The organism is Caballeronia sordidicola (assembly GCF_000729995.1).
In the GTDB taxonomy this organism is placed as follows: Bacteria; Pseudomonadota; Gammaproteobacteria; order Burkholderiales; family Burkholderiaceae; genus Caballeronia; species Caballeronia sordidicola_A.
Genome location: NZ_JNFG01000021.1, coordinates 15,716 through 40,425 on the forward strand (window position 1 = coordinate 15,716; position 24,710 = coordinate 40,425).

Genomic DNA, 24,710 nt, shown 5'->3' on the forward strand with positions numbered 1-24,710 from the left:
GTAACCTCTCGGTCTTCTTCTTGTCCTGAAGTAGACGATGCGGGTCTTGGCGAGCAAAAAAATCCTGAATATAACGATCGGCGATCGCCCCCGCATCGCAGGCCCACGCCTGCTTTATGCCGCTGCGCTGCTGGCAATTGGCGTGGCTGGCTGGGTGCGCCCCGCCGTCGCCGCTGCACCAGCGTGTCTGGCCGACTCCGGCCCGGTTGATCGTCCCGCCATCGGCCTCGTGCTTTCGGGCGGCGGCGCGCGCGGTTACGCTCACCTCGGCGTGTTGAAAGTGCTCGAAGAGAATCGCATTCCGGTCGACTGTATTGCTGCAACCAGCATGGGCTCCGTGGTTGGTGGACTGTATGCCAGCGGCATGACCGCGCAGGACATGCAGAACCGCCTCGCGCAGATCAACCTTGCCGATGTCGCCTTCGACGTCACCGCCCGCGCCGACCTGCCGCAATCGCAACGGGAAGACGAACGGCTGTATGTGAACAGCCTGTCGTTCGGCTTTGGCACGCACGGCTTCCGGCTGCCGACCGGCCTCGTGCAGGGTAACCGCCTGCAGGCGCTGTTGCAGGACTGGACCTCGGCCATACCCGGGAACGTGTCATTCAACGGTCTGCCGATTCCTTTTCGCGCAATCGCCACTGATCTGCAAACCGGACAGATGGTCGTGCTCGATCACGGCTCGCTGCCGCAGGCCATTCGCGCCAGCATGGCGTTGCCCGGCTTGTTCTCGCCGGCCGAGGTGGACGGACGCACGCTGGTCGACGGCGGCCTCGTCAGCAACCTGCCGATCGAAACCGCCCGCTCCATGGGCGCGAACGTAGTGATCGCGGTCGATATCGGCTCGCCGCTGCGGCCACTCGATGCGCTGGCTTCGCCCGCGGACGTGATGCAGCAGATGATCGGCATCCTGATCCACCAGAACGTCGCGCGGCAACGTGAACAACTGCGCGCGGGAGACGTCCTGATCGAACCGGCGCTCGGCTCGCTGAGCTTCACGGATTTTGCCAACGCGCCTCAAGCGATTGCCGCTGGTGAGGCGGCTGCGATTGCGGCGCTGCCAAAGCTGCGGCATCTCGCACTGTCGCCCGAGCAATACGCGGCGTATCGGGCCTCGCACGAAACTCCCGGAACAAAGCCGGTGCGCATTACACGGATCGAAATAGACTCGCGGGGCGCTGTGCCGCAGGGTCGCATCCGAGACGCGTTGCACGTCAAACCCGGCGACGTCTACGATCCAAAGACGCTCAACAAGGATCTGCTTGCGCTAACCACCGCCGGAGACTTCGAAAGCGTCACGCAACAGCTGATAGAGAATGGCGACGAGCACACGCTCATGATCGACGCACGCGACAAATACTGGGGCCCGAACTTCCTGCTGTTCGGGCTTGGCTTGTCGAGCAGTTCCACCGATGCCGGGGGCTTCCGGATGCACGTAGGTTATCGACGGCCATGGCTGACGTCGTCGGGGCTGGAGGGTCGTATCGACGCGACGGTAGGCAGCGACCTGACGAACATTCACGCCGAGTTGCGGCAACCGTTGTCGAATGCGGCTGGTTACTACATTGCGCCTTATCTGGAATTTCAGCGTCGCTACGCGAACATCTACAACGACGATGGCGACACCAAAGTGACCCAATACTCGCTGCAGACCGAACGCGCAGGCCTCGACTTCGGTCTGCCGCTGGCTACGCTGGGCGACTTCCGTGTCGGTGTCGCTTATGCGCATGCATTCGGTTCGCCGCAATACAACCTGCCGGCCAACTTCTTCGATCCCACCGCGCCACCCTCGGAGCAATTGTTCCCGGACCTCTCCGGGAGGCAAATCAGTGCACGAGCACGCCTCGTGATCGATCAGCTCGACGATCCGCTGTTTGCGCGTAAAGGGTATTTCACGGAACTGCGCATGGAGCACTCCCTGTTCGCCGGCAGTGATAGCTTCACGGAGGTCTACGGCAAGGGACTTGTCGCGGCGAGCTTCGGGCGTCACAGCTTCAACGCGAGCATCGAGGCCGGCGACGATCTGGGCAGCACCACTAACCTCACCAATCCGCTCGGTTTTACGCTCGGCGGTTTCCAGCATCTGTCGGCGTATGCCGCGGACCAGTTGTCCGGCAATTCGATGGTCTACGGCCAGGTCACCTACATGAACCAGCTCGCCGCCTTCAACGCACTGGCTATCCGCGGCCTGTATGCCGGGATGAGCCTCGAAGCCGGCAACGTCTGGGTGCACGACTCGCAATTCGGCAGTGGGCCGCTCAAGCGCAGCGTCACGTTATTTACGGCCGTCACCAGTTCGTTTGGCCCGATCTATCTGGGCGTCGCGTTTGCGCCGGGCGGCAGGAGAAACTTCTACTTCCAGCTTGGACACAGCTATTGAAGCGGCGTTGATTTTCATCATCAACGCCGGCAGTTCAGGCAAGCCCTACCGGCCAGCTCAGCTCGAAACGTGCTCCGCCCAACGTGGCGGGATCGGTGGCCCCGATCCGGCCGTTATGTGCGTGCAGCACCTGACGGGTAATCGCTAGCCCGATGCCGTAACCCGCGGTATGGCGATCGAGCCGCACGAACGCGTTGAAGATATGCTCGCGCTCGCTTTCCGGCACACCCGTTCCATCGTCTTCTACAAAAATCTCAACGTTGCCGTGGCGCACGGACAAACCGACCAGGATCCGTGAGCGCGCATATTTGCTGGCGTTGCGCAGCAGATTGCGCATCGCATACGACATCAGGCGCTTGTCCATCACGACCCGCACCGTCTCGTCGATCTCAACCACCGGCACGATCTGCTTGTCGGCGTACATCAGCGTGGCGTCGGTGAGTTGGCTGTCGAACCACGCGACCAGCGAGGTAGGTTCAAGATTCGATTGCAGCGAACTGTATTCGAGCCGTGCATACGTGAGGCTCATATCGATCAGTTCGTCCAGCTCGGTGACGTCTTGCGCGATGCTCGCCAACGCGTGTTCGTACTCGGCTGTCGAGCTTGGCTGACGCAGTATTTCCAGCGCAAAACGAACGCGCGCAAGCGGCGTGCGCAGTTCGTGCGAGATGCCGTTCGTCAGTTCCCGCTGCGCTGCAATCAAGCGCTCCATGCGTTCGGCGAGCGCGTTGAGCGTACGCGCCAATGGACCCAGGATCACACTATGCGACACCTGCGCCCGCGTGTTGAAACGCCCGCCCGTGAAGTCGATCGCGCGCTCGCGGATGATCACGAGGTCGTGCCAGACCGGCCGCATCCAGCGATATGCGACCACCGCCGGCAACGCACAGCCGACCAGGATCATCGACACGCCGCCGCCTGGCAACACGTCGAATGCACGCCACACCACGCCCGGCGTCAGCACATACGCCAACACCAGCAACAGGATCACGGCGACGAGCAGCGCCAGCCCCAACAGACGAAAATAGGCTCGCAGAAACAGTCTCGACCAGCTCGGGATGCGGTCGGCACGGGTATCGGTCCACGAACGGCGGAAATTCAGCCAGCGCCATTTGCAGTATCGGAAGGCGTTGAGTTTTTGTACGGGAGAGTTCATGGTCACGGACTTGTTCAGATGAGCCGGCGAACCGGGCAGCGGCGCTCGCTCAAGCCAACGTCCCGGTGCGCGGCTCACGTTAGCATACCGGGGCGCTGCACAAAGGCGACGGTGTAGTCGGCGACGGTGTTGCGTTCGTTGTCGAGCGTGATCATGTGGTAGCTGTCAGTCAGGCGCACCAGCGTGACGTCGCGCGTGCCCAGATGCTTGCAGACGAACTCGGCGGACCGGATGCTCGTGACTTCGTCTTCTTCCGAATGCATCACGAGCGTCTTGCACGTGACACGCGACAACGCGCGTTTGACGGCAAAACGCATCCAGTCCACCTGGGCAATCGCGGCGAGCGGCACGTACGGATAATGCACGCCACTGCCTTTTAGCAGATGCCGCCGGATCAGGTTGCGGATGCGCGTGTTCTTGATGCCGAACGGCTCGCCCTCCGGTACGCGGATCAGATTGCGCAATCCCGGTACGCAATACAGCAGGTAACGCAGCGGCTGAAAACGCGACCCGCCCCAACCATCGAGGAAAAGCGGCGGCGACAGCAGGATCAGGCGGCCCTTACCTTTGCCCATGCGCTCGCGGGCGCTCAGCATCACCGCGAGCAATGCGCCCATCGAGATGCCGGCCACATCGACACGTTCGTAACGCAGCGCCAGTTCCTGATACGTCCGGCTCAACAGCTGCATGTAGTCGCGCAGGCTCACGCCGCTCAACTGATCGGGGCGCGAGCCGTGACCGGGCAGCGACGGCAGATACACATCGCAGCCGATCTGTTCGAACTTCCGGTCGAGCGATCCGAAATCATGACGCGTGCCGCCCAGGCCATGGATCATCAGAACGGCGTGTTTTGAAGGAGGTGATGCGTGGGTGGGCATGGCACAGGCTCTTGGCAGAATAAGCCTGCGATGCTAGCTGCGCCGCGCGCACATGATTGTCGAGTTAGACGGGGGATTGTCGAGTTTTGTCGATTCGATCCCAGGCTTGGGACCGTCGCTGCTTAGTCCCACGCGCCCTTGCTGAACTGATATCCCTTGCCGCGGATGGTCTTGATGCGCTGTGGCGTGCCTATATCGTCGTGCAGTTTCCGGCGCAGCCGCGAGATGCCGCCGTCGATGGTGCGGTCAAGGCCGTCGAACTCGAGCCCGCGCAACTGCCGCATCAGGTTGTCGCGGCTCACTACTTCGCCTGCACAGCTCACCAATGCCCACAACAGGTCGAATTCCGCCGACGTCAGCTCAGGCGCACTGCCGTCCGGCAGCTTCACGCTGCGGCTCGCACGACTGATCTCGAACTTGCCGAACGAGAAGCTATCCGGTTGGCCGGCCGAGTTGGCGATGCGGCCCGTCTCGCGGCGCAGTTGCGCCTTGATGCGCGCCAGCAGGATGCGCGGCTCGACTGGCTTGTGAACGTAATCATCGGCGCCGAATTCGAGGCCCAGCACTTCGTCGAACTGGTCGTCGCGGGCGGTCACCATGATGATCACGCCATCGAAGTGCTCGCGTGCCTCACGACAGATCTGGAAGCCATCCTTGCCTGGCAGGTTGACGTCGAGGATCACGAGGTCGGGCTGGCGTTTCAGGATGGCCGGAACCGCGTCGTTGCCGTGCAGCACGACGTCTACGTGGTAATCATGTTTGCGCAGATAGCCGGCGACCAGCGCGGACAGGCGGTCGTCGTCTTCCACGAGCAGAATCCGGATGGGCATGAGTGGTTTCTTTCCAGACGGACTGGTTGGGATGCCGCCCTACCATAACGGCGGCAGCGTACACCATATGGTCAGCGCCATTGGACGCTGCCCGGATAATACTGCGAAGCACCTCATTTATCCCCACTGGCCGAGCATCTCCGCGTGATGCGAAGGATAGCGGATGGTCCGGATCAGGCCCGCATCGCTCGACAAAACTCCACAATTCTCCAGGCAATTCGACATGAAGGCTTAGGGACCATCGCTAGCATCCTTTCGATCGACATACTGAAGGATCTGCCGAAATGCCACTTTTGACCGGTTGGTTTGGCGCAGGTTCGCAATGGCTGGCCGGTCTCGCGAATGCTTGCAGCGCGATTCAGCGCGCCGGAGACGCGCTTTACCCAGGCGCGAGCCGCTTTCACCGCTGGCGGCGCACGCGGTTCTGGCTGCGCTCGCTGATCTGCTGGCGCACGACGAAGGTATGGCTCGAACGTTGTTCAAGTGCGCCGCTGCTCGACCTGGTGAATCGCCACCCCGCCACGCTCGAACGCATGCACCGGCCTTTCCTGCACGGTCGATTTACGCCGGGCGAGCGGCTCGCCGCGAGCCTGGATCACCACGCCCTCACGCAACAGCGCTTGCCGCATCTGGCCAACCGGATCGCGGCTGTTGGACGGGTGACAATCGCCCGCTTCTCGGTGGGACCCGAGGGCTGGCAGGTGTCGCTTGAATCGACCGAACATTTCCAGAGAGAAGGCGACTGGACCTTATGCATTCGTGATGCCCTCGACCAGCGTGTGGTGTCGTGCACGTTCAGCCTTGCTTATCTCGGCGGCAAGGTACGCCGGCCGCGCATGTGCATAGGCTGCGTGCAGGGTCCGGATAAATCGGTGAACGGCCGCGAGCTGTTTCGTGCGCTGACGAAACGCTGGCATGGACTGCGGCCAAAGATCTTTGTGATCTACCTGGCGCAATGCGTGGCGCAAGCGCTCGATGTAGACGGCACGTTCATTGTGTCGAAGCACGCGCATGTGTATGCGAACTGGCGCTACTGTCTGCGCAAGCGCCGGGTTTCCGCCAACTACGATAGTTTGTCGCGTGAATGTGGTGCGTTCAATGACTGGAATGGGTGGTTCGTACTTGCGCCGCCGGCGCTTTATCTGGCCAATCATCAAGGGACGGACTCGGGTAGCGCGGCACGGCGGAAACGCTATGCGCTAAGGGCGGACGTTGCCTCGCAGATCAAGGCGAGCCTCACGCACTGAGGCTTGGTTTTCGTTGGCGCGGGTCGAAGAATCCAGCATTGCCCCCTTAAGTGCCCGAACGCTCAGGAAGGTGTATCGCCGTACTGCCGGCTTAATGTCGCATATCTGAAGGATCCACGATTCGCGGCCGCGCTCAAGATGCTCGGTTCAGGGTGCGCACCGTCGTTCGCCATCGCATGTGGTTGAAACCAAAAAAAGCCCAACCTGGAGTTGGGCTAAATCCATCGGGATCGGAGCAACCCCGCTGGAGGAGGTGCTGTTCGTTGATTCGACATGGCTGACTGAAATCGATAAGCGCACAGGATCGCTGCGCGCTCATCAACCCTCTTCGAACCATCTTCAATGCCGCCAGGGTTTCTGCGCGGCTTGGGCGAGCGGGTAACGCAACCGGCTAATGTTGACTACCCGATGACTTGATTAGTGGCCGAAGTAGATCGACTTTGCGTTGTCGTTTAGCGCGGGGCTCACGACTGCACGAGCACCCGATGCCGACGTGCCATCGCTTACACCGCCGAAGCTGGTAGCAGCGCCGTTTTGCGCAGCGACACGTGCTTCTGCAGCTTGAACATCGGCCGGGTAATACGGGTCATCGCGGCCGGGCTGATAACCCGCCTTTTCAAGCTGGACCAGTTGAGCTTTCACTTCGGCGCGGGTAACAGGCGCATTCGATTGAGCGAAAGACGACACGGCCGGGATAGCGAGGACTGCGGCAACAATAAGCGATTGAACGAGTTTCATGACCTACCTCCGAATCTTCATTTTCTTCGCGAACAACCCTGTTCGCGTTTCAGTGATTGAAGTGTAGGTAAATGCACGCTTAAGATTAAGAGCAGACCACGCAAGTGATTATTGTTAATTTAGGTGTTAACCCTTGACTCTTCAAAAGGCGTCGATACCGTCGCCATACAGATAGCTGACGGTCACCGAACGGCTCTTTTACCGGCGCCACTGCGAATGGGGCCGGCCCGCTCTTCAATCGCGCGCCGAACGGGGTCGCGCAAACCCAGGAAGAAGGCCAGCTCCGCCACAATAAATAGCGGCCCCACCGCCAGGCCGATTACATCGTCCATGAAAGCCGGCTTGCTGCCTTCGAAGTAGTGGCCAATGAACTGAATCACCCAGCCGATGAAAAATAACCCCAGTCCCCAGGCGAGCCACAGCCCCGTTGTTTGCATCGCGAGCAGCCTCCCCGCCCACACGCTCAGCGCGAGCAAGAGAGTCATCAGGATTCCGAATCGTAGGTCGAGCCGAAGATAGAACACGGCTACCGCTGCGGCCAGCAGCATTGCCGGCGATACGCTCATTAACCCCGTTATGCCGACCGCCGGACGCGCCAACAAAGTGGCGACCGCAACCACGATCAGCGGAATGCCAATGAGGTGCGAAGCAATGTTGCGCGAGTCGCGGTGATACACCGCGTACTGTCCAAGCTGGTCAACCAGGGATTTCATGGCAGTACTCTCCGATTCGTGGACAACCGCATTGGCGAGCGATCAAACGCGTTAGCCGCTTGTGAGCGGCGCGCAAACCGTTCGTCCTTTCTGGCTAGCGTACACGCGTTGCCCTCCTTTCCGGCACCTCCATTCCCACCCGCGACGCCTTTCGCCCGTTGACTTTCGACGGCTTCAACACTATATTCTCTATTAATATAAGCTTATACACAAAAGTAATATAGCGGTTTTTTCGAGGTTATAAAGCAATGTTGTTCAGGCAATTTTTTGACAGTCAGTCGAGCACCTACACCTATGTGCTCGCCTCTCGATCAGGTGGAGAGGCGGTGATCATCGATCCCGTAAAAGAACAGCTCGACCAATATCTGCAGGTGATCGAACAGTTGGATCTGCGGCTGGTTCACGCTATTGACACCCACACGCACGCCGATCACATCACGGCGCTCGGCGATCTGCGCGACGCCACGCATTGCACCACGATCATGGGCGAATTGTCGAAGGCGCATTGCGTATCGCAGCGTGTACGCGAAGACGAAATCTTGCGTATCGACGGCATCGAGCTACGCGCGCTCTATACGCCTGGGCACACCGACGAATCGTTTAGCTTCGTCCTGAACCCTTGCGCACCGCAGGCCGTTTTCACCGGCGATGTCCTGCTCATCCGCGGCAGCGGACGTACAGACTTTCAGGGCGGGGACCCGCATCGGTCGTGGGATTCGATCGTCAACAAGCTGTTCACGCTGCCTGACGAAACCACGCTCTACCCCGCTCACGATTACAAGGGATGGACCGCGTCGAGCATCGGCGAGGAGAAGCTCTTCAATCCGAGACTCGCAGGAAAAAGCGAAAGCGAATACGTGGAGATCATGAGGGGCTTGAATCTCCCGAACCCCAGGATGATGGATGTCGCCATCCCTGCGAACCTGGCATGCGGTCAGCCATCGACGCCCGCAAGGCGCCAGGGCTGATTGATGATCCTTGCTTCCACCCCAGTGACACAAGCTATTGCCGCGGCGCTATGCGGCGGTTTCGTGAGCTTTTCCCTCGGCCTCGTCGGCGGAGGCGGCTCGATCCTCGCCGTGCCGCTTATCCTCTACGTGGTCGGCGTTCACAACCCGCACATCGCGATCGGGACAGCAGCGTTAGCGGTCGCGGCCAGCGCCTACATCAACATGATTCCGCACGCGCGCGCCGGACATGTCCGGTGGGGACCGGCCTTCGCGTTCGCGGCAAGCGGCGTGCTCGGCGCGACGCTAGGTTCGACCGTCGGCAAGCTGATCGATGGCCAGAAGCTTTTGACTTATTTTGCGTTTCTCATGTGCTTTGTCGCTTTCCTCATGCTCCGGCCGCGCCCCTCGGCAATGGCCACTACCGGCGCTTATCCCACGCCTTATCCGCGTTTGTGCGGAACGGGATTGGGGGCAGGAAGCTTGTCGGGATTTTTCGGAATCGGCGGAGGTTTCCTGGTGGTCCCGGGCCTGATGTTCGCCGGTCGAATGCAGATCGTCGATGCAATCGGCACGTCGTTATTCGCGGTGGGTTCGTTTGGTTTGACAACTGCGATCAACTATTCGCTGTCGGGCCAGGTCGACTGGCTGGTTGCGGCGGAATTTGTCGGCGGCGGTGTGGTCGGGGGCCTGCTGGGCACTCAGGCTGCAAGTCGCCTCGCGCGCAAGCGTGGCGCGCTGAATCGCGTTTTCTCCGCGATGATTATTTCGGTCGCCGCCTATATGCTTTATCACTCATGGCAGGCGCGATGATTTTCGACCATCTGCATCCAGGGACCTTCATTTTCTCGGACGGCCGACGCCGCACCCGAGCACTAACGGTTGATCAACTGAATGCAGGCAAGTCATGACCCAAGATAACTTCGCTGCCGGAAGTCCCGTCATCGAGCAATTCGGTAAAGCGCATTGGATCGAGGGCGCGGTTCATGTTCCGGACGCGAACGCGACGTACCGAATCGTCTTCTCGGTCAGCGCGCCAGGCAAGAAGCCCGAGGCACCGAATGCGGGACTCGAACGTGTTGCGCGAGCAATCAACTTGTACAGCATGTCCGGGGTGACGCCCGATCGCCTTCAATGCGTCACCGTTATCCACGGCGACGCAACATCCAGTGTCTTGAACGACGCGCAATATCAGGTGATCCATGGAAGCCCAAATCCAAATGCGCGTCTCATTGCTGCGCTGCAAGTCGCAGGCGTTGAGGTATCGGTCTGCGCGCAGGCGCTGATCGGCAACGGCTTTTCTCAGGACGCACTTCTCCCCGGCGTGACGCGCTCGCTCTCAGCGCTCACGACGATTACCGTTTTGCAACACGATGGATACAGCTTGATGCCGCTATAGCCGGCAAGAAGCATGAGGTTGGAATTGAACATAGGCCCGATCGCGTTACCCCTGCAGCCAATGCTTTTCTTGTTGAGCGTAGCGATAGCGTTGGCTGTTGCGCAATTCGTGAGTCGTGGCGATCAGAAGCTTCAACGGGCACTCTTCACCAGCGTTTGGGTCGGGTTGCTGGTTGCGCGCTTGTCGTTTGTCATTCGCTTTTTTCCCGACTTCCAGGACGACTTCGTGAAGATATTCGATATTCGCGATCTCGGGTTCGACTTTATCGCGGGCGTACTTGCCGGGCTTTGCGTGTCTGCACGCTTCTTCTTTCGCTTACCGGCGCTCCGGAAATCCCTGGTCATTGCCGTATCGTCAGGCTTAGTGGTTTGGGGCGCTGCGAATGCTGCCGTCGATTTTTTCAAAACACCCGAGACCATTCCATCGATCGCGTTGATGAATCACGACGGCGAATTGCAAGCACTTACGAAAGGGGATGGCCGCCCGACGGTCATTAATTTATGGGCGTCGTGGTGTGGCCCATGTCAGTCCGAGATGCCGGTGCTCGCGCGCGCTCAGATCGACCACGCCGGCGTCGATCTCGTGTTTGTGAATCAAGGCGAGTCAGCGGGTCATGTCGATAGTTACCTTGAATCGCATGACCTGCATATCCGGAACTCCCTGCTTGATCCGGCGCACGCCGTTGCGAAAGCAGTGGGCGCGATAGGCTTTCCGACCACCCTTTTCTACGATGCAAACGGCCGGCTCTTAGCTAAGCATCTCGGCCCTTTCTCGAAAGCGACGTTCAATCAGGCGCTCGACCGATTTTATCCCTCGCCCTGAGGACGTTAAAAGCGGTAGGTCATCTCGATCCTGGATCCGGATTGACGCCGCTTTGCGGAAAGATCCGGATGATCCAATCGACAAAAGCCTTGATCGCAGCGCCCGCATTTCTGCCGTTGGGATAAACAATCGAAATGGGCACGGGCGCACTTCTCGCGCTCGCCAGCACTTCTTTCAGCCGCCCGGTTTCGAGGTACGGCGACGCAACAAACTCCGACAACTGGATCAGTCCCAATCCTTCCAGTCCGCATTGCAGATACGCTTCTGTTTCGTTGACGGCAAAGCGGCTTGGCATAGTCATGGCGACGTTTTCACCCTCTACATTAAACCGCCAGTCAAGCGGCCGACCCGTAGCATTCGATATGTAATTGACCGACCGATGAGCACTCAACGCCTCGACGCTATCCGGTTCTCCGTACTCCTTGAGATATCGCGCCAATCTTTTGGCCGGTGAAGGCGCCGCGCTGCCGGACGTTGGCCATCGGTAAAGGTTTCAGCCGAACTGTCCGGGCACTTAAACGATGCGCTGCATATAAGCCGGCAGATCCGGCTCGGGCAGCACGGCCAGCACCTTCAGCCGCTGCAACGTACGCTTCTGCCCGGCGCGCAGGTGGTCGAGCAGCGCGTCAGCCGCAGCATCAATGTTTCCATCGAGCAAAGGCCGCAACACCGCGCGATGTTCAACGAGCGTCGCGGGCTCCGGATGCAGATTGAACGCGTTGAAAAACGCGTGGTTCACGGTCAGCGGCATCAGCGCACGGTCGATCGTGCCGAGCAGTTTCTTATTCGATGCGTGCTGAAGACACTCCACGTGCAAGGTGGTTTCGAGCCTCTGAAGGCCATCTGCATCAATTGAACCAGGATCGCGGATCGCGCGTTCGATATCGGCGAAGGCACTTTCGATCATCTCGCGCGACAGCTTCGCATAACTCGCGCGCAGCGCAGCCGGCTCGAGCAGCATCCGCAATTCGTAATCTTGCGCGACCGCTCGCGCGGTCAGCGGTCCGGCAAGCCAATGCGAATACGCCGATTTTTCGACGAGGCCGAAGTCGCGCAGACGGCTCAACGCTTCACGCACCGCACTGCGGCTCACGCCGAACGCGGTCGCCGCTGCGCTTTCGTCGATGCGGTAATGGCCGAACGCAATTGCGATAGACACAGCCGCTTCGAGCGCGTGATAGATGCGCTCGCTATTCGATGGCAATTCCAGCGGCGCCTGGGCCTGTTCGAAGCCAAGCGATGCTTCGGAAAGCGGTGCGCGCAGCGGCTCGGGCGCGCTGCCGTCGGCGCCCGCAACGAGGTAACCGCGGCCTTCGAAGGTATGCAGCAAGCCGTCGGCGTGCAGCATCTCGAACGCCTTTCGCACCGGTACGCGACTCGTGCCGAAGATACGCGCGACCGGCCCCTCCAGCAGCACCAGCCCGGGCGCGATACGGCCCAGCGCGATCGCGCTTTTCAACTGGTCGTGGATCAGGCGATAACGCAGCCGCTTATCGGTGTCGATCATGGCGTCGATCACGGGTTCGGCTGCTTTGTCGGTGCGGGTCGGCTGCTTGAGCGCGGCGCGTGCGCTTCTTGTCATCGTCGGATCATGGTTGCTGCGTCAGGCGCGCATGAATTCGTTCCAGCGGCGCACCAGGTAGTTATGCTCATCCATCACTGAATCCCACACGGCAATACGGCCCATGCGCGCAACGTAATTGCCGCCGTCACGCTGCTGGCCGGCCGTGACAAGATGCTTGCTGGTCGGTCCGGGCAATTCCGCTTCAGCGGGTTTGCCATCGTACCAGTAAGCCCATTCCGCGTCGTTCAGATGACCGCGCGAACGCTCCGGGTTCGAGATGTAGAAGCCCTGCCGCGCCATGGTCGCACCAGCCCAGCCGTCGAGCCACCAGTTCAGATAGTCGTAAGCGGCGTCGAGCACACGGCCACGCGCGACACGCGAGAGCGCCATGCCGCCGAACCACGCGCGATACCCTTCGCGCGGACTCGCCAGCCGGAAGCGCAAGCCGGCGCGTTCCAGCTCCACCGTCGCAGGCGACCAGATGCTCTGAATCGCGACCTTGTTGGTAATCATCAATTGCGCGGCTTCGTCGAAGCTCGACCAGAAGCCGGCGAAATGGCCGCGCCGCTTGAAGTCGATCAACGTCGCGATCAGGCCATCGATCTCTTCAATCGTCAGATTGCCGATGTCAGCGAACTTCATCAGCCCCGCTGCCTCGACGGCAAGCGCCGCGTCGATCGCGCCGATTGCCGCGTCGGCCTGCAAGGCGACTCGCCCGCTGAGCTCGGGCGAGAGCAGCCATGCCCAGCTTTCCGGCGTGGCTTGCAGCGCGGCCGGCAACGCGTCTTCCAGATAGACAAAACTGTCCGCGTTATGCGTGAGCGGCAACATGCTGATGCGCCCGGTCGGCGTTCGCGCAAGCGAGTTGTCAGGCTGCACGTAGAGGCGATCGACCGGCACGCTGCCTGCGTTCGTGCACGCGTGGTCGCCGAGCTGGCCGGTACGCGGCAGTGCATTGATCTCGTCCCAGCGGCGAATCCGCGAGGTTTCGATCGGCTGCAATGCGCGCGCCGGCCACAGACAGTCGATGCTGTGAAACCACTGGTCGTAGACTTCGTAGTTTTCCGGATGCATGACACCTGCGCGCTGCACGGCGGAACCGTCATCGATAATGAAACGCAGTTTGATGCCGAGATCCTGCTCCGCCTGCTTGCGAATGTGCTCCTGTAGCGTGACCGTGGTGCCGAGCACGCGCAATTCGATCTTCGCCGGATGCACGGCGGCCGAGGTGGGTTTGGAGGGCGTCGACTTGGGCTTCAATGCACAGCTTCTTCAAGATGATGTTGGAACCGTGCGTACGACGTTTCTATCGCGTCGCGGCTGAGTCCTTCGGTGATGAACACGAGCTGCGAGCGGCGCCCCGGATTCAGCGACGCCGAGGGCCAGGCGTCCAGATGCAGCACCGGATGAACCAGATGCTGCACGGCGTGTAGCAAGGCCGGCTGGTCGGACCCCGCGATGGACAACAGACCCTTTACGCGCAAAATCTTATCACCGTGACGGTTTAGAAGCATCGTGAACCAGATCGTGAAGACCTGCCAGTCGATGGGTGCGTCGATCCGCATGCAGAAAGACTGGATGGATGCGGCGCCGGTTGAATAACGCTCACCGCGATGCGCAAGCAGACCGTTCATCGTCATGTCTTCGTTTGCCAGACGTTGAGCTCGCCCGAGTCGCCCGATCAGATCGATCGAACTCGCCGATGCGAACAGCATGTCGAGCAAAGCGCGACCGGCGTGTCGATCGATACCCTTTGCGCTGGATACATCGCCGCGAATCAAGATCTCGGCGGCGGGATTGAGTGCCGCGAGCGAGGCCGCCAATTCCGTCAGGCGCGTTTCATCGACGAGATCGGGCTTGGAGATGAGCAACCGGTCCGCGGCCGTCACCTGCGCGAGCCATTCCGGATGCCTTGCTCGCTGCTCGGCGGCGTTCACTGCATCGACTACGGTGATCGTCGCGTTCAGCGCGTAGTGGCTGCGGATCACCGGATCGGCGAGGAGCGTAGCGACGATCGGCGCGGGCGTCGCGAGTCCGGTGGTTTCCAGCACGACGCGCGTGAACGGCGGCACTTCACCGCGGGCTCGCTGCGAAAAAAGTGCCGCGAGCGCGTCCTTCAGCTCGCCCCGGATCGAGCAGCACACGCAGCCGTTATCGAGCAGCACGGTGCGCGCATTCACCTCGCCAATCAACAGATGATCGAGACCGACATCGCCGAATTCGTTGACGAGAACGGCGGTGTCAAGCGCGGCGTCGCCTCGCAGGACATCGGCGAGCAAGGTCGATTTTCCGCTGCCTAGAAAACCGGTCACAAGCGTCAGCGGCAGGATGTCGTAACTGAGGCTCATGGTGTTGCCGGTTCATCGATGAACAACGTCAGCGGATCAAGCGGATGCCCGAGCATGCGTTCGGCTGCTCGCCACACTTGAGCGAAATCGCTCACGAGTTCGCTTGCGCCCGTGGGCGATGACAACACGAACGACTGTCCGTGGAAATCATCGAGTTTCAGCCGGAACGGTACGAGCACACGATTGGCGAACGCCGCCTGAATGAGACGCTGTCGACGCGGATTCGCGCCCGCCACCGGCGCCGTGGTGTTCGACCAATGATTGCCACCACCAAGCAATCCGCACATGCCGCACATGTTTGCCTCTCCTGTTAAATCAGTTAGAGAAATCTCACGGCATTACGTCGCCGGAATTCGGCCCGAGCGTCTGGCCGACGAACAGATTCCCGCCCGGATCCGATGCAAGCAGCAAGGCCGCAGGCGCGACTTCGTCCGCGCGTCCAAAACGCCGCAATGGCAACTCAGCCGACTTGGCCTGCTTCCACGCGGTGCTGATTCCATCGACGAGCGGTGTCTCAATCGGTCCCGGCGCAATTGCGTTGACCAGCACATTGTCGGGCGCCACCTCCAGCGCGAGCGACTTCGTGAAGCCAATCACGCCGGCCTTCGCCGCCGAGTAGTGGGACAACTCCGCGCCCCCTTTAATGCCAAGTTGCGAGGCAACATTGATCACGCGGCCCCAGCGTTGCGCGATCATCGAAGGCAGCGCGCGGCGTGTGCACAAGAATACGCTGCGTAAATCAACGCGCATCATGTCGTCCCACATCGCCGTGGTGAGATCCGTGCAACGCGCCTGCGTCAGCATGCCGGCGTTGTTCACGAGAATATCGATACCGCCGAACGCTTCGATACAGCGATCGACAATACGGTTCGCATCGGCTTCATCGCCGACATCCGCCTGCACCGTTTCGACAGTTGCACCGGATGCGCGGCACGCATCGGCCTGGACCGCGAGGCGCGCAGCGTCGCGATCGGCAAGCAGCAAACGCGCGCCGGACGCAGCATAAAGATTCGCGATCGCCGCGCCAATGCCGCTTGCCGCGCCGGTGACAATCGCGCGGCGGCCATCGAGTGAAAACAAAATGGTCATTCGAAAACTCTCCTTAGCCCGGCCAGCGCACGGTCAGGCCACCGTCGGCGATGATCGACTGGCCGGTGATATAAGACGCGTCGTCGCTCGTGAGGAAGCGGATCAGCGTGGCGATCTCCTGCGGCCGGCCTACCCGTCGCAGCGGGATCGCACGCGCCGCTTCGCGCAGGCCATCGGGGCCGAGCGAATTAACGGCATCGAGCGATTGCGGTGTTTCAATCAACCCCGGAATGACCGCGTTGCAACGCACGCCGCGTGGCGCGAGTTCCATTGCGACGGCGCGGCACAAACCGGGAACGCCCGCCTTTGCTGCCGAATAATGCGCGTGGTGCTCCCAGCCGTAGACACCACCGGCTATTGATGAAATGGCCACCATCGCGCCGTGATCCTCAATGTGCCGAGCGGCCGCGCGAAAGGTCCGCATCACGCCGGACAGGTCCACGTCGAGCATCTCGAACCATTGCTCGTCGCGCATCTCGGTGAGCGAGGCCTGGCGCAGCAAACCGGCGTTGGCGACCGCGTAGTCGAGCCGGCCGAACCGGTCCACGGCCGCTTGCGCGAAGGCTTCGACCTCGTCGGCCGAAGTCACATTGACAGCATGCATTACACACTCGCCACCCGCTTCGCGCACCGCGCGTTCGGTCTGGGCGGGGTCGTGCGGATCGCCGGGGAAATATCCGCCGACGACAGCCACACCGATCTGCGCATACGCCACCGCGAGCGCCTGTCCGATCCCGCTGGCCGCGCCGGTAACAATGGCGACGCGTTGCGGTTTTCCCTTCGATACGCCGGGATTCAAGGTCATTTGATTTCCTCGGGATTGACGTGTTTGGCAAAAAAGATCAGCGCGCCGGACAGAAAACATGGCACCGCACCGAACCAGATCGCAGCGTGCATCCAGTCGCCGCCGTGGTTGAGCATGGCGGTCACGCCGACGCCGGCGAGAATCGCGCCGACAGGACCCATTGCGTGGACGATCGAACTGCCCGTGCCGCGAATGGAGGTCGGATAGCTTTCGCCGATGAAAAACAGCGCGGCCGAATACGGTCCGATCAGGAAGAACAGGCCAAGGCTATAAAGCGCCACGACAATGCCTGTGCTGCTCGGGCCCATCAGCATGCCGGCAAACGCGAGACCGCCGAGCATCCAGCCGATTGCCAGCGTGTTGCGCCGGCCGATCTTGTCGCCAATCCAGCCGTGGCTCAGGTATCCGCAATACCCGACCACATTGGACAGCACGAGAATCAGCAGCGAGTTCTCGAACGACACGTTATGCACGCGCGTCAGCACCGTGGTGCCAAGCACGCTGAACACCTGGATCGCCGACCAGTTCAGCAGAATGCCGCCGCCGAGCACGAGCGTTGCACGCAGTGACGTGCCGCGAAACGCTTCGCGCAGCCCTGCGCGGCTGTGCTGCTCATAGTCCACCCGATGTTCGCCGGCCAGCGTTCGCGCGGCGCTGTCGTTGCCTGCTTCGCGCAGGGTCTTGATACGCTTGTGCAACAGGAATTGCGGGCTTTCCTTCAAGCGCCGTGTCATGAAGAAGATCACGATGGCCGGAAACGTCGCGAAGATAAAACATCCCTGCCAGCCAATGCGCGGGAGCAACAGCGCCGTCAAGCCGGACGCGATCAGCGCGCCGATCGGCCAGCCGCCCTGCACCAGGCTATAGATAAATCCCTTGTTGCGATTCAGACGCGGGTCGTTGGCGGCCGAATACAGTTCGTTGAGATAGGTTGCGTTGACAGTTTCCTCGGCGTAGCCCAGTCCCGACAGCGAGCGGATAAGCACGAGCGGCCACTGCCCGAGCGCCCCACCCACGACCGTCAGCCCTGAACACAGCGCCGCTCCCGCCACTGTCCAAAGGAGACCCGCCTTGCGTCCGGCGCGATCGAGCACCGGTCCTATCGCGAACGCAATCACCGCTGTCCCGATCGCGACGAACGTCGCGATCTCGGCTTGCATGGCCGCATCCCATCCGTAGTGCTTACCAATCTCCGGCAACAGGGTGCCGAATAAAATAAAATCGTAGACGGCGAACACCCAGGCAAAGAACGCCACAATGGTTGCGCGTTTTACATCGACGGGCAGGATCTTTTCCAGCACGAAGCCGGACGCAGCGAGCGGATTTTCTTTCATCATTGCTCTCCCAGAGGGGTGGCGGACAGGGGTTTATTTCCCGCGCGGATGGCGGGCGAGGAAGTCATCGGCAATTTCATTGCAGGTGCAGAACCGCACGCCTTCATGCGAGCGGAAATACTGGATCAGCCGCTCGAGCATCAACAGCACTTGCGGACGACCGGAGACATCCGGGTGGATCGTGATCGGGAACACCGCGTAGTCGTCATGCTCGCGGTACACCCAGTCGAACTGATCGCGCCACATCTGTTCAATGTCACGCGGATTGACGAAGCCATGGCTGTTCGGCGACTTCTTGATGAACATCATGGGCGGCAGGTCGTCGAGATACCAGTTGGCGGGAATCTCGACCAGATCGGTTTCGTGGCCGCGCACGAGCGGTTTCATCCAGGCGCTCGGATGTTTGCTGTAATCGATCTTGGTCCAGGTGTCGCCCACGCGCACGTAGTACGGGTGGAAGTCGTTGTGCATCAGGCTGTGGTCGTACTTGATGCCCTTCTTCACCAGCAATTCATTCGATACCGGGCTGAACTCCCACCACGGCGCCACATAACCGGTCGGGCGCTGCCCCGACAATTGCGTAACCAGTTCGATGCTGCGGTCGAGCACTGCTTCTTCCTGCTCCGGGGTCATCGCAATCGGGTTTTCATGGCTGTAGCCATGAATGCCGATCTCGTGACCCGCGTCTGCAACCGCCTTCATCTGCTCGGGGAAAGTTTCGATCGAATGGCCGGGGATAAACCATGTTGTCTTGATTTTTTCACGCTCGAAAAGTTTCAGCAGACGCATTGATCCGACTTCGCCGGCGAATAGGCCGCGCGAGATGTCGTCGGGCGAATCTTCACCGCTATACGAGCCGAGCCAGCCCGCGACCGCGTCCACGTCAATACCGAATGCCACCAGAATTTCCTTGGCCATCTTTGTTTCTCCTTCGTTTAAAAGTGCAGCGAATAGTCGATGAAAACCACGTGCGTGTGTGTCAACGCGCGGGTGCTTCGAGCGCCGCGGCGATGCGCAACAGCGCGTCGTCGTCATCCTGGGCGCGCATGAGTTGCGCGCTGGTTGGCAGGCCGTCCGCGTCGACACCGGACGGCATCGCGACCGCGGGGGTATCGAGGAAACTGCCCAACATGGTCATCGCGAGCGTCTGCAGGTTCACGCGCGAGAACAAGTCGGGATCGGTTTCGAGCGGCGCGAGCAACGGCGCGACGTGTGGGGTCGTGGGCATGACGAGCGTTGCGCCTGCGGCTTCTTTGGCGAACACCACGATTAAGTCCTTACGTCGCGCGAGGAGTTGCTCGAGGCGGCCGGACGGAACCGTGCGATTCGCTTCGAGGCGGACGCGCACGCGCTGATCAATTCGCTTGGCGTCCGGCGAATCGAGTAACGCGCGATGCATCGCAAACGCTTCGAGTCCACCGAGCCAGCCATGATCGCGAATCAAATCGCGCACGGCGGCCAGCACGGCGAGCGGCTTTCGCTCGATCACCGCGCCCGCTTGTTCCAGACGTGCGACGAGACGTTCGAAATTTTCAGCGACAGCCGGCGTCACCGAATAACGCTCGAACAGATCCGGATCGACGATAAAACGCGTGCCGGCCAACGTGGTGGTATCGGTGGACGATGGCGGCTGGGTTGCGCGCACGGCAGCATCGAACGCAATGCAGTCCGTCACGTTCGTGGCAAGCGGGCCGCACGTGTCGAGCGTCGCCGACAACGCGACCATGCCGTCGCGCGAGTACCGGCCAGCGCTAGCCCGATAGCCGGTGAGGCCATTGAATGCGCTCGGCACGCGGATCGAGCCACCGGTGTCAGTCCCGATTGCAATAGGCACAATGCCCGCAGCCACCGCGACTGCCGCGCCGGATGAGGAACCGCCGGGTGCGCGTCGGCCACCGTCGAGTAAAAGATTTGTCGCCGTGCCGAAGTGCGGGTTGAGCCCAAGTCCCGAGAACGCAAATTCGCTCAAACCCGTCTTGCCGATACACACCATGCCGGCGCGCGTGCCCGCTGCGACCAGCGACGCGTCCTTGTTAGCGTTCGGATGCTCCGCGAATACGGCGGACCCAGCCGTGGTGAGCGTGCCTGCTATATCGAAGAGATCTTTCCACGCGATCGGCACGCCATCGAGCGCGCTCAGCGGTCGGCCTTCGCGCCAGCGTCGCGCGGATGCAGCCGCTTCGAGCCGCGCACGCTCCGCCGTGACGGTGAGAAATACAGTGGGAGCTGCAAGCGCTTTCAGCAGGGCAGCTTCTGCCACCTCGACGGGATCAGCATCCCCAGCCGCATAAGCGCGAGACAACTCAACGGCCGTGATCGGGGAAATGGACATCGCGCCTTAGATCGTCAGAGTTATAAATGGATGTCGTCAACAACATTCATTTTTATTAGACGAGACCAAAAACGGATCGAATAGAGGGGGTTTACCCTGTTTGTATTTGTTTGAAGGGGAGAGGAGACGCGCGGCGTCACCGATCGTTCCGTGCGCGCGAAGACGCGATGGTCACTTTGAGATGGGGATAAGGAGAAACCGCGGGGGAAGCGGCAATTGATCGTGCGACGGGCTAGCCAGCCTGAGGGCTATGCCGAAAGGTCAATATCGGTCGATGACAAGACGGTGCATTGATAGCAATCGTGAACAGCAAGATGAGGTTGTTCGGTATGCCTCGGTGCCGGCGCAGCCGAATTCCATTCCCCTTCGAAGCGCACCGATCAGTGTCTGCCTTCTACGCCTCCACCGTCCGCGCACTCAGGATGCGCGACAGATTCACTTCAATCCAGTCCGCCAATGACGTGACCTGCCGCGCGACTTCCTCCCCCAGCGGCGTCAGCCGATAGTCCACATGCGGCGGCACTTCGTCATACGCAGTGCGGATCACAAAACCATCGGCGGCCAACCACTGCAGCGTCTGCGCGAGCATCTTTTCGCTCACGCCATCCACCTTCCGGCGCAGATCGCTGAAACGGCAGGTCTGCTCGAGCAGCACCATCAAGACGAGAACGCCCCACCGGCTGGTGACATGCTTGAGCACTTCCCGCGACGGGCAGTCCGCCGACAGCAATTCACCACGACGCACCAGATCCGACAACGGCACACCGTCGCCATGCAAATCAACATTGGAGTCCATCGATACTTACCTCGGCGTACGTACTTACGAAAAGTTAGTTTATCCGATACGGTACGGTTTCTGTCGCATTCATCCCAGGAGTTTGATCATGATCGTCGTTACCGGAGCCACCGGCCAACTTGGCCGGCTTGTTATCAAAGCGTTGTTGAAGACCCAACCGGCAAGCGACATTGTTGCCGCTGTACGCAATCCGGAGAAGGCGGCCGATCTCGCCGCGCTGGGCGTGCAAGTTCGGCGTGCCGACTATAACGAACCGGCCACGCTCGACGCCGCCTTCAAGGGCGCCGACAAATTGTTGCTGATTTCATCGAATGAACTCGGCCGGCGCGCAATCCAGCATCGCGCCGCAATCGATGCCGCTAAGCGCAGCGGGGTGCAGTTGATCGGCTACACCAGCGTACTGCGCGCCGATACATCGCCGCTCGGACTGGCCGAGGAACATCGCGAGACGGAAGAGGCGCTGCGCGCGTCCGGCGTACCGTTCGTTTTGCTACGTAACGGTTGGTACACCGAGAACTACGCCCACGGCATCCCGGCTGCGCTCGAACACGGCGCGATCCTCGGCAGCGCGGGCGACGGCAGGATTGCATCGGCGGCACGCGCGGACTATGCGGAAGCGGCAGCGCTGGTAATGACTCGCGACGCCCAGGCGGGACGCGTTTATGAACTGGCCGGCGATTCCGCCTACACCCTCGCGGAACTGGCTGCCGAAGTAACACGGCAGTCGGGCAAGAAGGTCGAATACCGGAATCTTTCCGAGGCAGACCACAAGGCCGCGCTGATCAGCGTCGGGTTGCCGGAAGTCGTGGCTGCGCTGCTGTCCGACTCGGATACCGCTGCATCGAAAGGCGCACTCTTCGACGAGGGTCATCAGTTGAGTCAACTCCTTGACCGTCCGACTACGCCCCTGACTACCGTGGTGGCGGAAGCGCTCGCGGCGTGATCGCAAGTTTCTTATAGCTTGTAGCGATAGTGCGTGTCGTGCAGTCGACGGGATCGACACGCGCAAGTCGTTCAATGTAACGATGGCGTTGCATTGTCCTTATTGTTCTTCGGCCGCCGAACTCAGGCAACTGTCCCCGGCATTGACGCCGGCAGGCTCCGTCCATTCATCTAGCGTACGCACGTCGGCCCTTCAGGTTTCACTACCCCGAGCTCACCTCGAACCGAGGTTTTCCAACGCGTTGACCGCGACAGCGCGCGGTCAACGCTTGCATATGTTCGTATACTTATCAGATGTAGTGTTTTTTGTTGTCAAACCGCCTGTACGCTGGTAGCCTCCCTCCAAGCTATTGAAACGAAAGCATAAATAACTCATGCCGGCTGCTTTACCTACGTCATCCGTTCGCAATCCCGAGAACCGCTCCTCAATCAAGCGGCTTACTCGAGAGCATTTCGCGCTCTATCGCGGATATCTGGATGGGGTTTCGGTCGAGCAACTGCATGCGACTTACGGCGACGCCACCACCGACATCCGGGCGACCCGCCGTCTGATCGGCCTGTTGCGCGACACCCTGTCGGGCGCTGCACGCCGTACCCGCGATGTCGAAGCCACGCATCTTCTGCGCCTCAGACCCGGCAGCATTCCTGACGCACAGCGGCTGGCAGTCAGCGAGATGCCAACGCTGGAGGCCTTTCGTGAATCGGTCGACCCCAACGGTTTCCATAGTGAAGCCGAACTGCTGGAGCTTTATCAGGCGGAATTTCCCCAGGAAAACAGTCTTGGGGTCGATCGGCGTTCAACCCGAAATGCCCGCCTGCGCCGGCGTCAAATCGACGCCCTCGCCCGCATGGAAGCCAGTCTGGTCCAGGCGCCGCAGGCAGACCACCCGGTCGCGAGCTGGCTCGAGCCCGCGATTGCCGGCCGCCTTCAACACACTGGTATACATACGCTCGCCGATCTCCTTGGATACATCGAGCAGCGCGGTCACCGCTGGTATGCAAGCGTGGCGCGCGTCGGGCCAAAGGCGGCTCGCCGGATAGTCGACTGGCTCGCTCTTCACGCGGATTCGCTCCGTCATACGCTGTCCAAACGTGCGCTCACCCCGCGTCGGCGCTTATCCAGCGGCGATCCGGCGCTGCTGCGGCCGCGCCAGAACGGCATCGTGCCGATCGAATCACTCGCTGTACCCGCGGAGATGGACGGATCGGCGGGTACCAATCGGGCTCGAAACCGCAGTTTGCCCTGTTCGCTGGGCACGGATTTGCAGGCGATCGATGCGTGGCTTGCCACTCCGCAACTCAGTCCGCACACCGCCCGCGCTTATCGCCGGGAGGCCGAACGCCTGCTTCTGTGGGCGATCAACGAAAAGAAAAAGGCGTTATCGTCGTTGGACGGCGCCGACTGCGCGGGGTATATCGGGACGTTTTTGGCCGATCCGCAGCCAGCTGCCCGCTGGGTTGGACGCGCGAAAATCGAGCGAACTCACCTGGATTGGCGACCGTTTATTGGCGCCCTCTCCAATCGCAGCCGGGAAACCGCGCGGGCAATTCTTCACGCAATGGGCCAGTGGCTGGTCGCGCAGAACTATTGGGCGCACAACCCGTTTTCGGCTGCCCCGGCGGTGGCGATCGGCGCGCGGATTGACGTTTCGGGGCGCTCGCTTGATCACGGGCAGTGGCAAAGCGTAGTCCAGGCGGCTTCTCGCGACCGGTATTCTCAACGGGAATTGCGCGACTATCTGGCGCTGAATCTTGCCTACTCGACCGGGCTGCGGCGTGCGGAACTGGCGGATGCGACAACCGGCCGACTGATCCGGCCTGCGGCAGAAGACGAGCCCGACGGCGCATCGACCATCGCCTGGCAACTGGCAATCCCCGGAAAAGGCCCTGCGGCGCGGACCATTCCGGTCCCACAGGCCATCATGCAATTGGTTTTTGAGAACTTGCGAGCCCGCGGTTTGCCCGGGGACCCCGCCGCTTGTCCGGCCGACACCCCGCTCCTGGCGCATTTTCGCACCGGCAATTCACTGACCCCGGACGGGATGGGGCAAGTATTCCGGCGGTTGTTCTCCTGGGCCGCTCTTCTCTCAACGCCGCAAAATCTGCTTGATTCCCGTCGCTATTTCAATGCGAGTACGCACTGGGTCCGTCACACCCACTCGCATCACGCACTCGAAAGCGGCATGGATTGCCGCGAGGTTCAGGTCCGCCTCGGCCATGCCAACCTTTCCACCACGCGTCTTTATGTAAAAGCCCGACGCCACGGTTCGCTCGCAGACGGTAGAACCGGCGTTGTGTCGTCGCGCTAACAGCAAGAAATTCCTCGCCGACGCTTGAATCTACAGACCTAAAGCGTCGCAAAGCCCCCGATTTCCCTCAAGTCTTTTCTC

The 24,710-nt window shown here is 61.0% G+C and carries 24 protein-coding genes; 8 read left to right on the forward strand and 16 right to left on the reverse strand.

Annotated elements, in window-relative coordinates; genetic code table 11:
* Positions 1–46 precede the first annotated feature (46 nt).
* Positions 47–2,380 carry a patatin-like phospholipase family protein gene (locus FH08_RS0121390; protein ID WP_235210439.1) on the forward strand — a complete coding sequence of 778 codons (2,334 nt, stop codon included), beginning with the start codon at positions 47–49 and terminating at the stop codon, positions 2,378–2,380.
* A 34-nt stretch (positions 2,381–2,414) separates the two neighbouring features.
* Here the strand turns inward: FH08_RS0121390 and FH08_RS0121395 are convergent, their stop codons facing one another.
* The 3 genes from FH08_RS0121395 to FH08_RS0121405 all read right to left on the reverse strand — a co-directional run bounded on the left by FH08_RS0121395 (position 2,415) and on the right by FH08_RS0121405 (position 5,244).
* Entirely contained in the window at positions 2,415–3,536 is a 1,122-nt protein-coding gene (locus FH08_RS0121395) for an ATP-binding protein (protein WP_031360317.1), read from the reverse strand.
* A gap of 74 nt (positions 3,537–3,610) precedes the next feature.
* A complete protein-coding gene (locus FH08_RS0121400; protein ID WP_063771220.1) occupies positions 3,611–4,414 on the reverse strand; it encodes an alpha/beta hydrolase in 804 nt (267 codons plus the stop codon).
* Between the two features lie 122 nt (positions 4,415–4,536).
* A complete protein-coding gene (locus tag FH08_RS0121405; protein WP_031360319.1) occupies positions 4,537–5,244 on the reverse strand; it encodes a response regulator in 708 nt (235 codons plus the stop codon).
* Positions 5,245–5,528: 284 nt separating this feature from the next.
* Here FH08_RS0121405 and FH08_RS0121410 point away from each other — a divergent pair, with 284 nt between their 5' ends.
* The gene (locus tag FH08_RS0121410) at positions 5,529–6,491 is read left to right on the forward strand and encodes a VirK/YbjX family protein (protein ID WP_031360320.1); all 963 of its coding nucleotides are present in this window, start codon (positions 5,529–5,531) and stop codon (positions 6,489–6,491) included.
* 417 nt (positions 6,492–6,908) lie between these two features.
* Here the strand turns inward: FH08_RS0121410 and FH08_RS0121415 are convergent, their stop codons facing one another.
* A complete protein-coding gene (locus tag FH08_RS0121415) occupies positions 6,909–7,229 on the reverse strand; it encodes a DUF4148 domain-containing protein (RefSeq protein ID WP_031360321.1) in 321 nt (106 codons plus the stop codon).
* Between the two features lie 182 nt (positions 7,230–7,411).
* Positions 7,412–7,942: a DUF962 domain-containing protein gene (locus FH08_RS0121420; protein WP_031360322.1), complete on the reverse strand. Its 531-nt coding sequence runs from the start codon at positions 7,940–7,942 to the stop codon at positions 7,412–7,414.
* A gap of 248 nt (positions 7,943–8,190) precedes the next feature.
* Between FH08_RS0121420 and FH08_RS0121425 the strand changes: the two genes are divergently transcribed.
* From FH08_RS0121425 to FH08_RS0121440, 4 genes are all read left to right on the forward strand, one after another.
* Positions 8,191–8,910 carry an MBL fold metallo-hydrolase gene (locus tag FH08_RS0121425; RefSeq protein WP_031360323.1) on the forward strand — a complete coding sequence of 240 codons (720 nt, stop codon included), beginning with the start codon at positions 8,191–8,193 and terminating at the stop codon, positions 8,908–8,910.
* 3 nt (positions 8,911–8,913) lie between these two features.
* Positions 8,914–9,702 (forward strand): sulfite exporter TauE/SafE family protein, encoded by a 789-nt coding sequence (locus tag FH08_RS0121430; RefSeq protein ID WP_031360324.1) that lies wholly within the window; start codon positions 8,914–8,916, stop codon positions 9,700–9,702.
* A gap of 94 nt (positions 9,703–9,796) precedes the next feature.
* On the forward strand, positions 9,797–10,288 hold the full coding sequence (locus tag FH08_RS0121435; RefSeq protein ID WP_035566851.1) for a DsrE family protein: 492 nt from the start codon (positions 9,797–9,799) through the stop codon (positions 10,286–10,288).
* 12 nt (positions 10,289–10,300) lie between these two features.
* Positions 10,301–11,110 (forward strand): TlpA family protein disulfide reductase, encoded by an 810-nt coding sequence (locus FH08_RS0121440; RefSeq protein WP_031360326.1) that lies wholly within the window; start codon positions 10,301–10,303, stop codon positions 11,108–11,110.
* Between the two features lie 19 nt (positions 11,111–11,129).
* On the opposite strand, the gene FH08_RS0121445 is transcribed toward FH08_RS0121440, so the two are convergent.
* The 11 genes from FH08_RS0121445 to FH08_RS0121495 all read right to left on the reverse strand — a co-directional run bounded on the left by FH08_RS0121445 (position 11,130) and on the right by FH08_RS0121495 (position 21,378).
* Positions 11,130–11,549, reverse strand: coding sequence for a LysR substrate-binding domain-containing protein (locus FH08_RS0121445; RefSeq protein WP_081889533.1), 420 nt, complete (start codon positions 11,547–11,549; stop codon positions 11,130–11,132).
* 75 nt (positions 11,550–11,624) lie between these two features.
* A complete protein-coding gene (locus FH08_RS0121450; RefSeq protein ID WP_051888418.1) occupies positions 11,625–12,692 on the reverse strand; it encodes a GntR family transcriptional regulator in 1,068 nt (355 codons plus the stop codon).
* Between the two features lie 21 nt (positions 12,693–12,713).
* Complete coding sequence (locus FH08_RS0121455) at positions 12,714–13,865, reverse strand: ABC transporter substrate-binding protein (protein WP_081889538.1); 1,152 nt, start codon at positions 13,863–13,865, stop codon at positions 12,714–12,716.
* A 65-nt stretch (positions 13,866–13,930) separates the two neighbouring features.
* Positions 13,931–15,022: a CobW family GTP-binding protein gene (locus FH08_RS0121460; protein WP_031360330.1), complete on the reverse strand. Its 1,092-nt coding sequence runs from the start codon at positions 15,020–15,022 to the stop codon at positions 13,931–13,933.
* Complete coding sequence (locus tag FH08_RS0121465) at positions 15,019–15,318, reverse strand: hypothetical protein (RefSeq protein ID WP_031360331.1); 300 nt, start codon at positions 15,316–15,318, stop codon at positions 15,019–15,021. Before FH08_RS0121465 ends, FH08_RS0121460 begins: the two co-directional genes overlap by 4 nt.
* 34 nt (positions 15,319–15,352) lie before the next feature.
* A complete protein-coding gene (locus tag FH08_RS0121470) occupies positions 15,353–16,111 on the reverse strand; it encodes an SDR family NAD(P)-dependent oxidoreductase (RefSeq protein WP_031360332.1) in 759 nt (252 codons plus the stop codon).
* 13 nt (positions 16,112–16,124) lie between these two features.
* A complete protein-coding gene (locus FH08_RS0121475) occupies positions 16,125–16,916 on the reverse strand; it encodes an SDR family NAD(P)-dependent oxidoreductase (RefSeq protein ID WP_051888419.1) in 792 nt (263 codons plus the stop codon).
* Positions 16,913–18,253 carry an MFS transporter gene (locus tag FH08_RS0121480; RefSeq protein WP_031360334.1) on the reverse strand — a complete coding sequence of 447 codons (1,341 nt, stop codon included), beginning with the start codon at positions 18,251–18,253 and terminating at the stop codon, positions 16,913–16,915. Before FH08_RS0121480 ends, FH08_RS0121475 begins: the two co-directional genes overlap by 4 nt.
* Before the next feature lie 30 nt (positions 18,254–18,283).
* Positions 18,284–19,168, reverse strand: coding sequence for a polysaccharide deacetylase family protein (locus FH08_RS0121485; protein ID WP_031360335.1), 885 nt, complete (start codon positions 19,166–19,168; stop codon positions 18,284–18,286).
* Positions 19,169–19,229: 61 nt separating this feature from the next.
* Positions 19,230–20,582 (reverse strand): amidase, encoded by a 1,353-nt coding sequence (locus FH08_RS0121490; protein ID WP_031360336.1) that lies wholly within the window; start codon positions 20,580–20,582, stop codon positions 19,230–19,232.
* A gap of 394 nt (positions 20,583–20,976) precedes the next feature.
* Complete coding sequence (locus FH08_RS0121495; protein WP_031360337.1) at positions 20,977–21,378, reverse strand: winged helix-turn-helix transcriptional regulator; 402 nt, start codon at positions 21,376–21,378, stop codon at positions 20,977–20,979.
* An 88-nt stretch (positions 21,379–21,466) separates the two neighbouring features.
* On the opposite strand from FH08_RS0121495, the gene FH08_RS0121500 reads away from it, so the two are divergent.
* Positions 21,467–22,321 carry an SDR family oxidoreductase gene (locus tag FH08_RS0121500; protein WP_031360338.1) on the forward strand — a complete coding sequence of 285 codons (855 nt, stop codon included), beginning with the start codon at positions 21,467–21,469 and terminating at the stop codon, positions 22,319–22,321.
* A gap of 373 nt (positions 22,322–22,694) precedes the next feature.
* Positions 22,695–24,629, forward strand: coding sequence for a phage integrase family protein (locus FH08_RS48530; RefSeq protein ID WP_051888420.1), 1,935 nt, complete (start codon positions 22,695–22,697; stop codon positions 24,627–24,629).
* Positions 24,630–24,710: the final 81 nt, after the last annotated feature.

Bases quoted from the DNA above. Each gene is read 5' to 3' on its own strand.
- FH08_RS0121395 (WP_031360317.1), bottom strand. From the start codon at position 3,536: ATGAACTCTCCCGTACAAAAACTCAACGCCTTCCGATACTGCAAATGG.
- FH08_RS0121400 (WP_063771220.1), bottom strand. From the start codon at position 4,414: ATGCCCACCCACGCATCACCTCCTTCAAAACACGCCGTTCTGATGATC.
- FH08_RS0121405 (WP_031360319.1), bottom strand. From the start codon at position 5,244: ATGCCCATCCGGATTCTGCTCGTGGAAGACGACGACCGCCTGTCCGCG.
- FH08_RS0121410 (WP_031360320.1), top strand. From the start codon at position 5,529: ATGCCACTTTTGACCGGTTGGTTTGGCGCAGGTTCGCAATGGCTGGCC.
- FH08_RS0121415 (WP_031360321.1), bottom strand. From the start codon at position 7,229: ATGAAACTCGTTCAATCGCTTATTGTTGCCGCAGTCCTCGCTATCCCG.
- FH08_RS0121420 (WP_031360322.1), bottom strand. From the start codon at position 7,942: ATGAAATCCCTGGTTGACCAGCTTGGACAGTACGCGGTGTATCACCGC.
- FH08_RS0121425 (WP_031360323.1), top strand. From the start codon at position 8,191: ATGTTGTTCAGGCAATTTTTTGACAGTCAGTCGAGCACCTACACCTAT.
- FH08_RS0121430 (WP_031360324.1), top strand. From the start codon at position 8,914: ATGATCCTTGCTTCCACCCCAGTGACACAAGCTATTGCCGCGGCGCTA.
- FH08_RS0121435 (WP_035566851.1), top strand. From the start codon at position 9,797: ATGACCCAAGATAACTTCGCTGCCGGAAGTCCCGTCATCGAGCAATTC.
- FH08_RS0121440 (WP_031360326.1), top strand. From the start codon at position 10,301: ATGAGGTTGGAATTGAACATAGGCCCGATCGCGTTACCCCTGCAGCCA.
- FH08_RS0121450 (WP_051888418.1), bottom strand. From the start codon at position 12,692: ATGACAAGAAGCGCACGCGCCGCGCTCAAGCAGCCGACCCGCACCGAC.
- FH08_RS0121460 (WP_031360330.1), bottom strand. From the start codon at position 15,022: ATGAGCCTCAGTTACGACATCCTGCCGCTGACGCTTGTGACCGGTTTT.
- FH08_RS0121465 (WP_031360331.1), bottom strand. From the start codon at position 15,318: ATGTGCGGCATGTGCGGATTGCTTGGTGGTGGCAATCATTGGTCGAAC.
- FH08_RS0121470 (WP_031360332.1), bottom strand. From the start codon at position 16,111: ATGACCATTTTGTTTTCACTCGATGGCCGCCGCGCGATTGTCACCGGC.
- FH08_RS0121475 (WP_051888419.1), bottom strand. From the start codon at position 16,916: ATGACCTTGAATCCCGGCGTATCGAAGGGAAAACCGCAACGCGTCGCC.
- FH08_RS0121480 (WP_031360334.1), bottom strand. From the start codon at position 18,253: ATGATGAAAGAAAATCCGCTCGCTGCGTCCGGCTTCGTGCTGGAAAAG.
- FH08_RS0121485 (WP_031360335.1), bottom strand. From the start codon at position 19,168: ATGGCCAAGGAAATTCTGGTGGCATTCGGTATTGACGTGGACGCGGTC.
- FH08_RS0121490 (WP_031360336.1), bottom strand. From the start codon at position 20,582: ATGTCCATTTCCCCGATCACGGCCGTTGAGTTGTCTCGCGCTTATGCG.
- FH08_RS0121495 (WP_031360337.1), bottom strand. From the start codon at position 21,378: ATGGACTCCAATGTTGATTTGCATGGCGACGGTGTGCCGTTGTCGGAT.
- FH08_RS0121500 (WP_031360338.1), top strand. From the start codon at position 21,467: ATGATCGTCGTTACCGGAGCCACCGGCCAACTTGGCCGGCTTGTTATC.
- FH08_RS48530 (WP_051888420.1), top strand. From the start codon at position 22,695: ATGCCGGCTGCTTTACCTACGTCATCCGTTCGCAATCCCGAGAACCGC.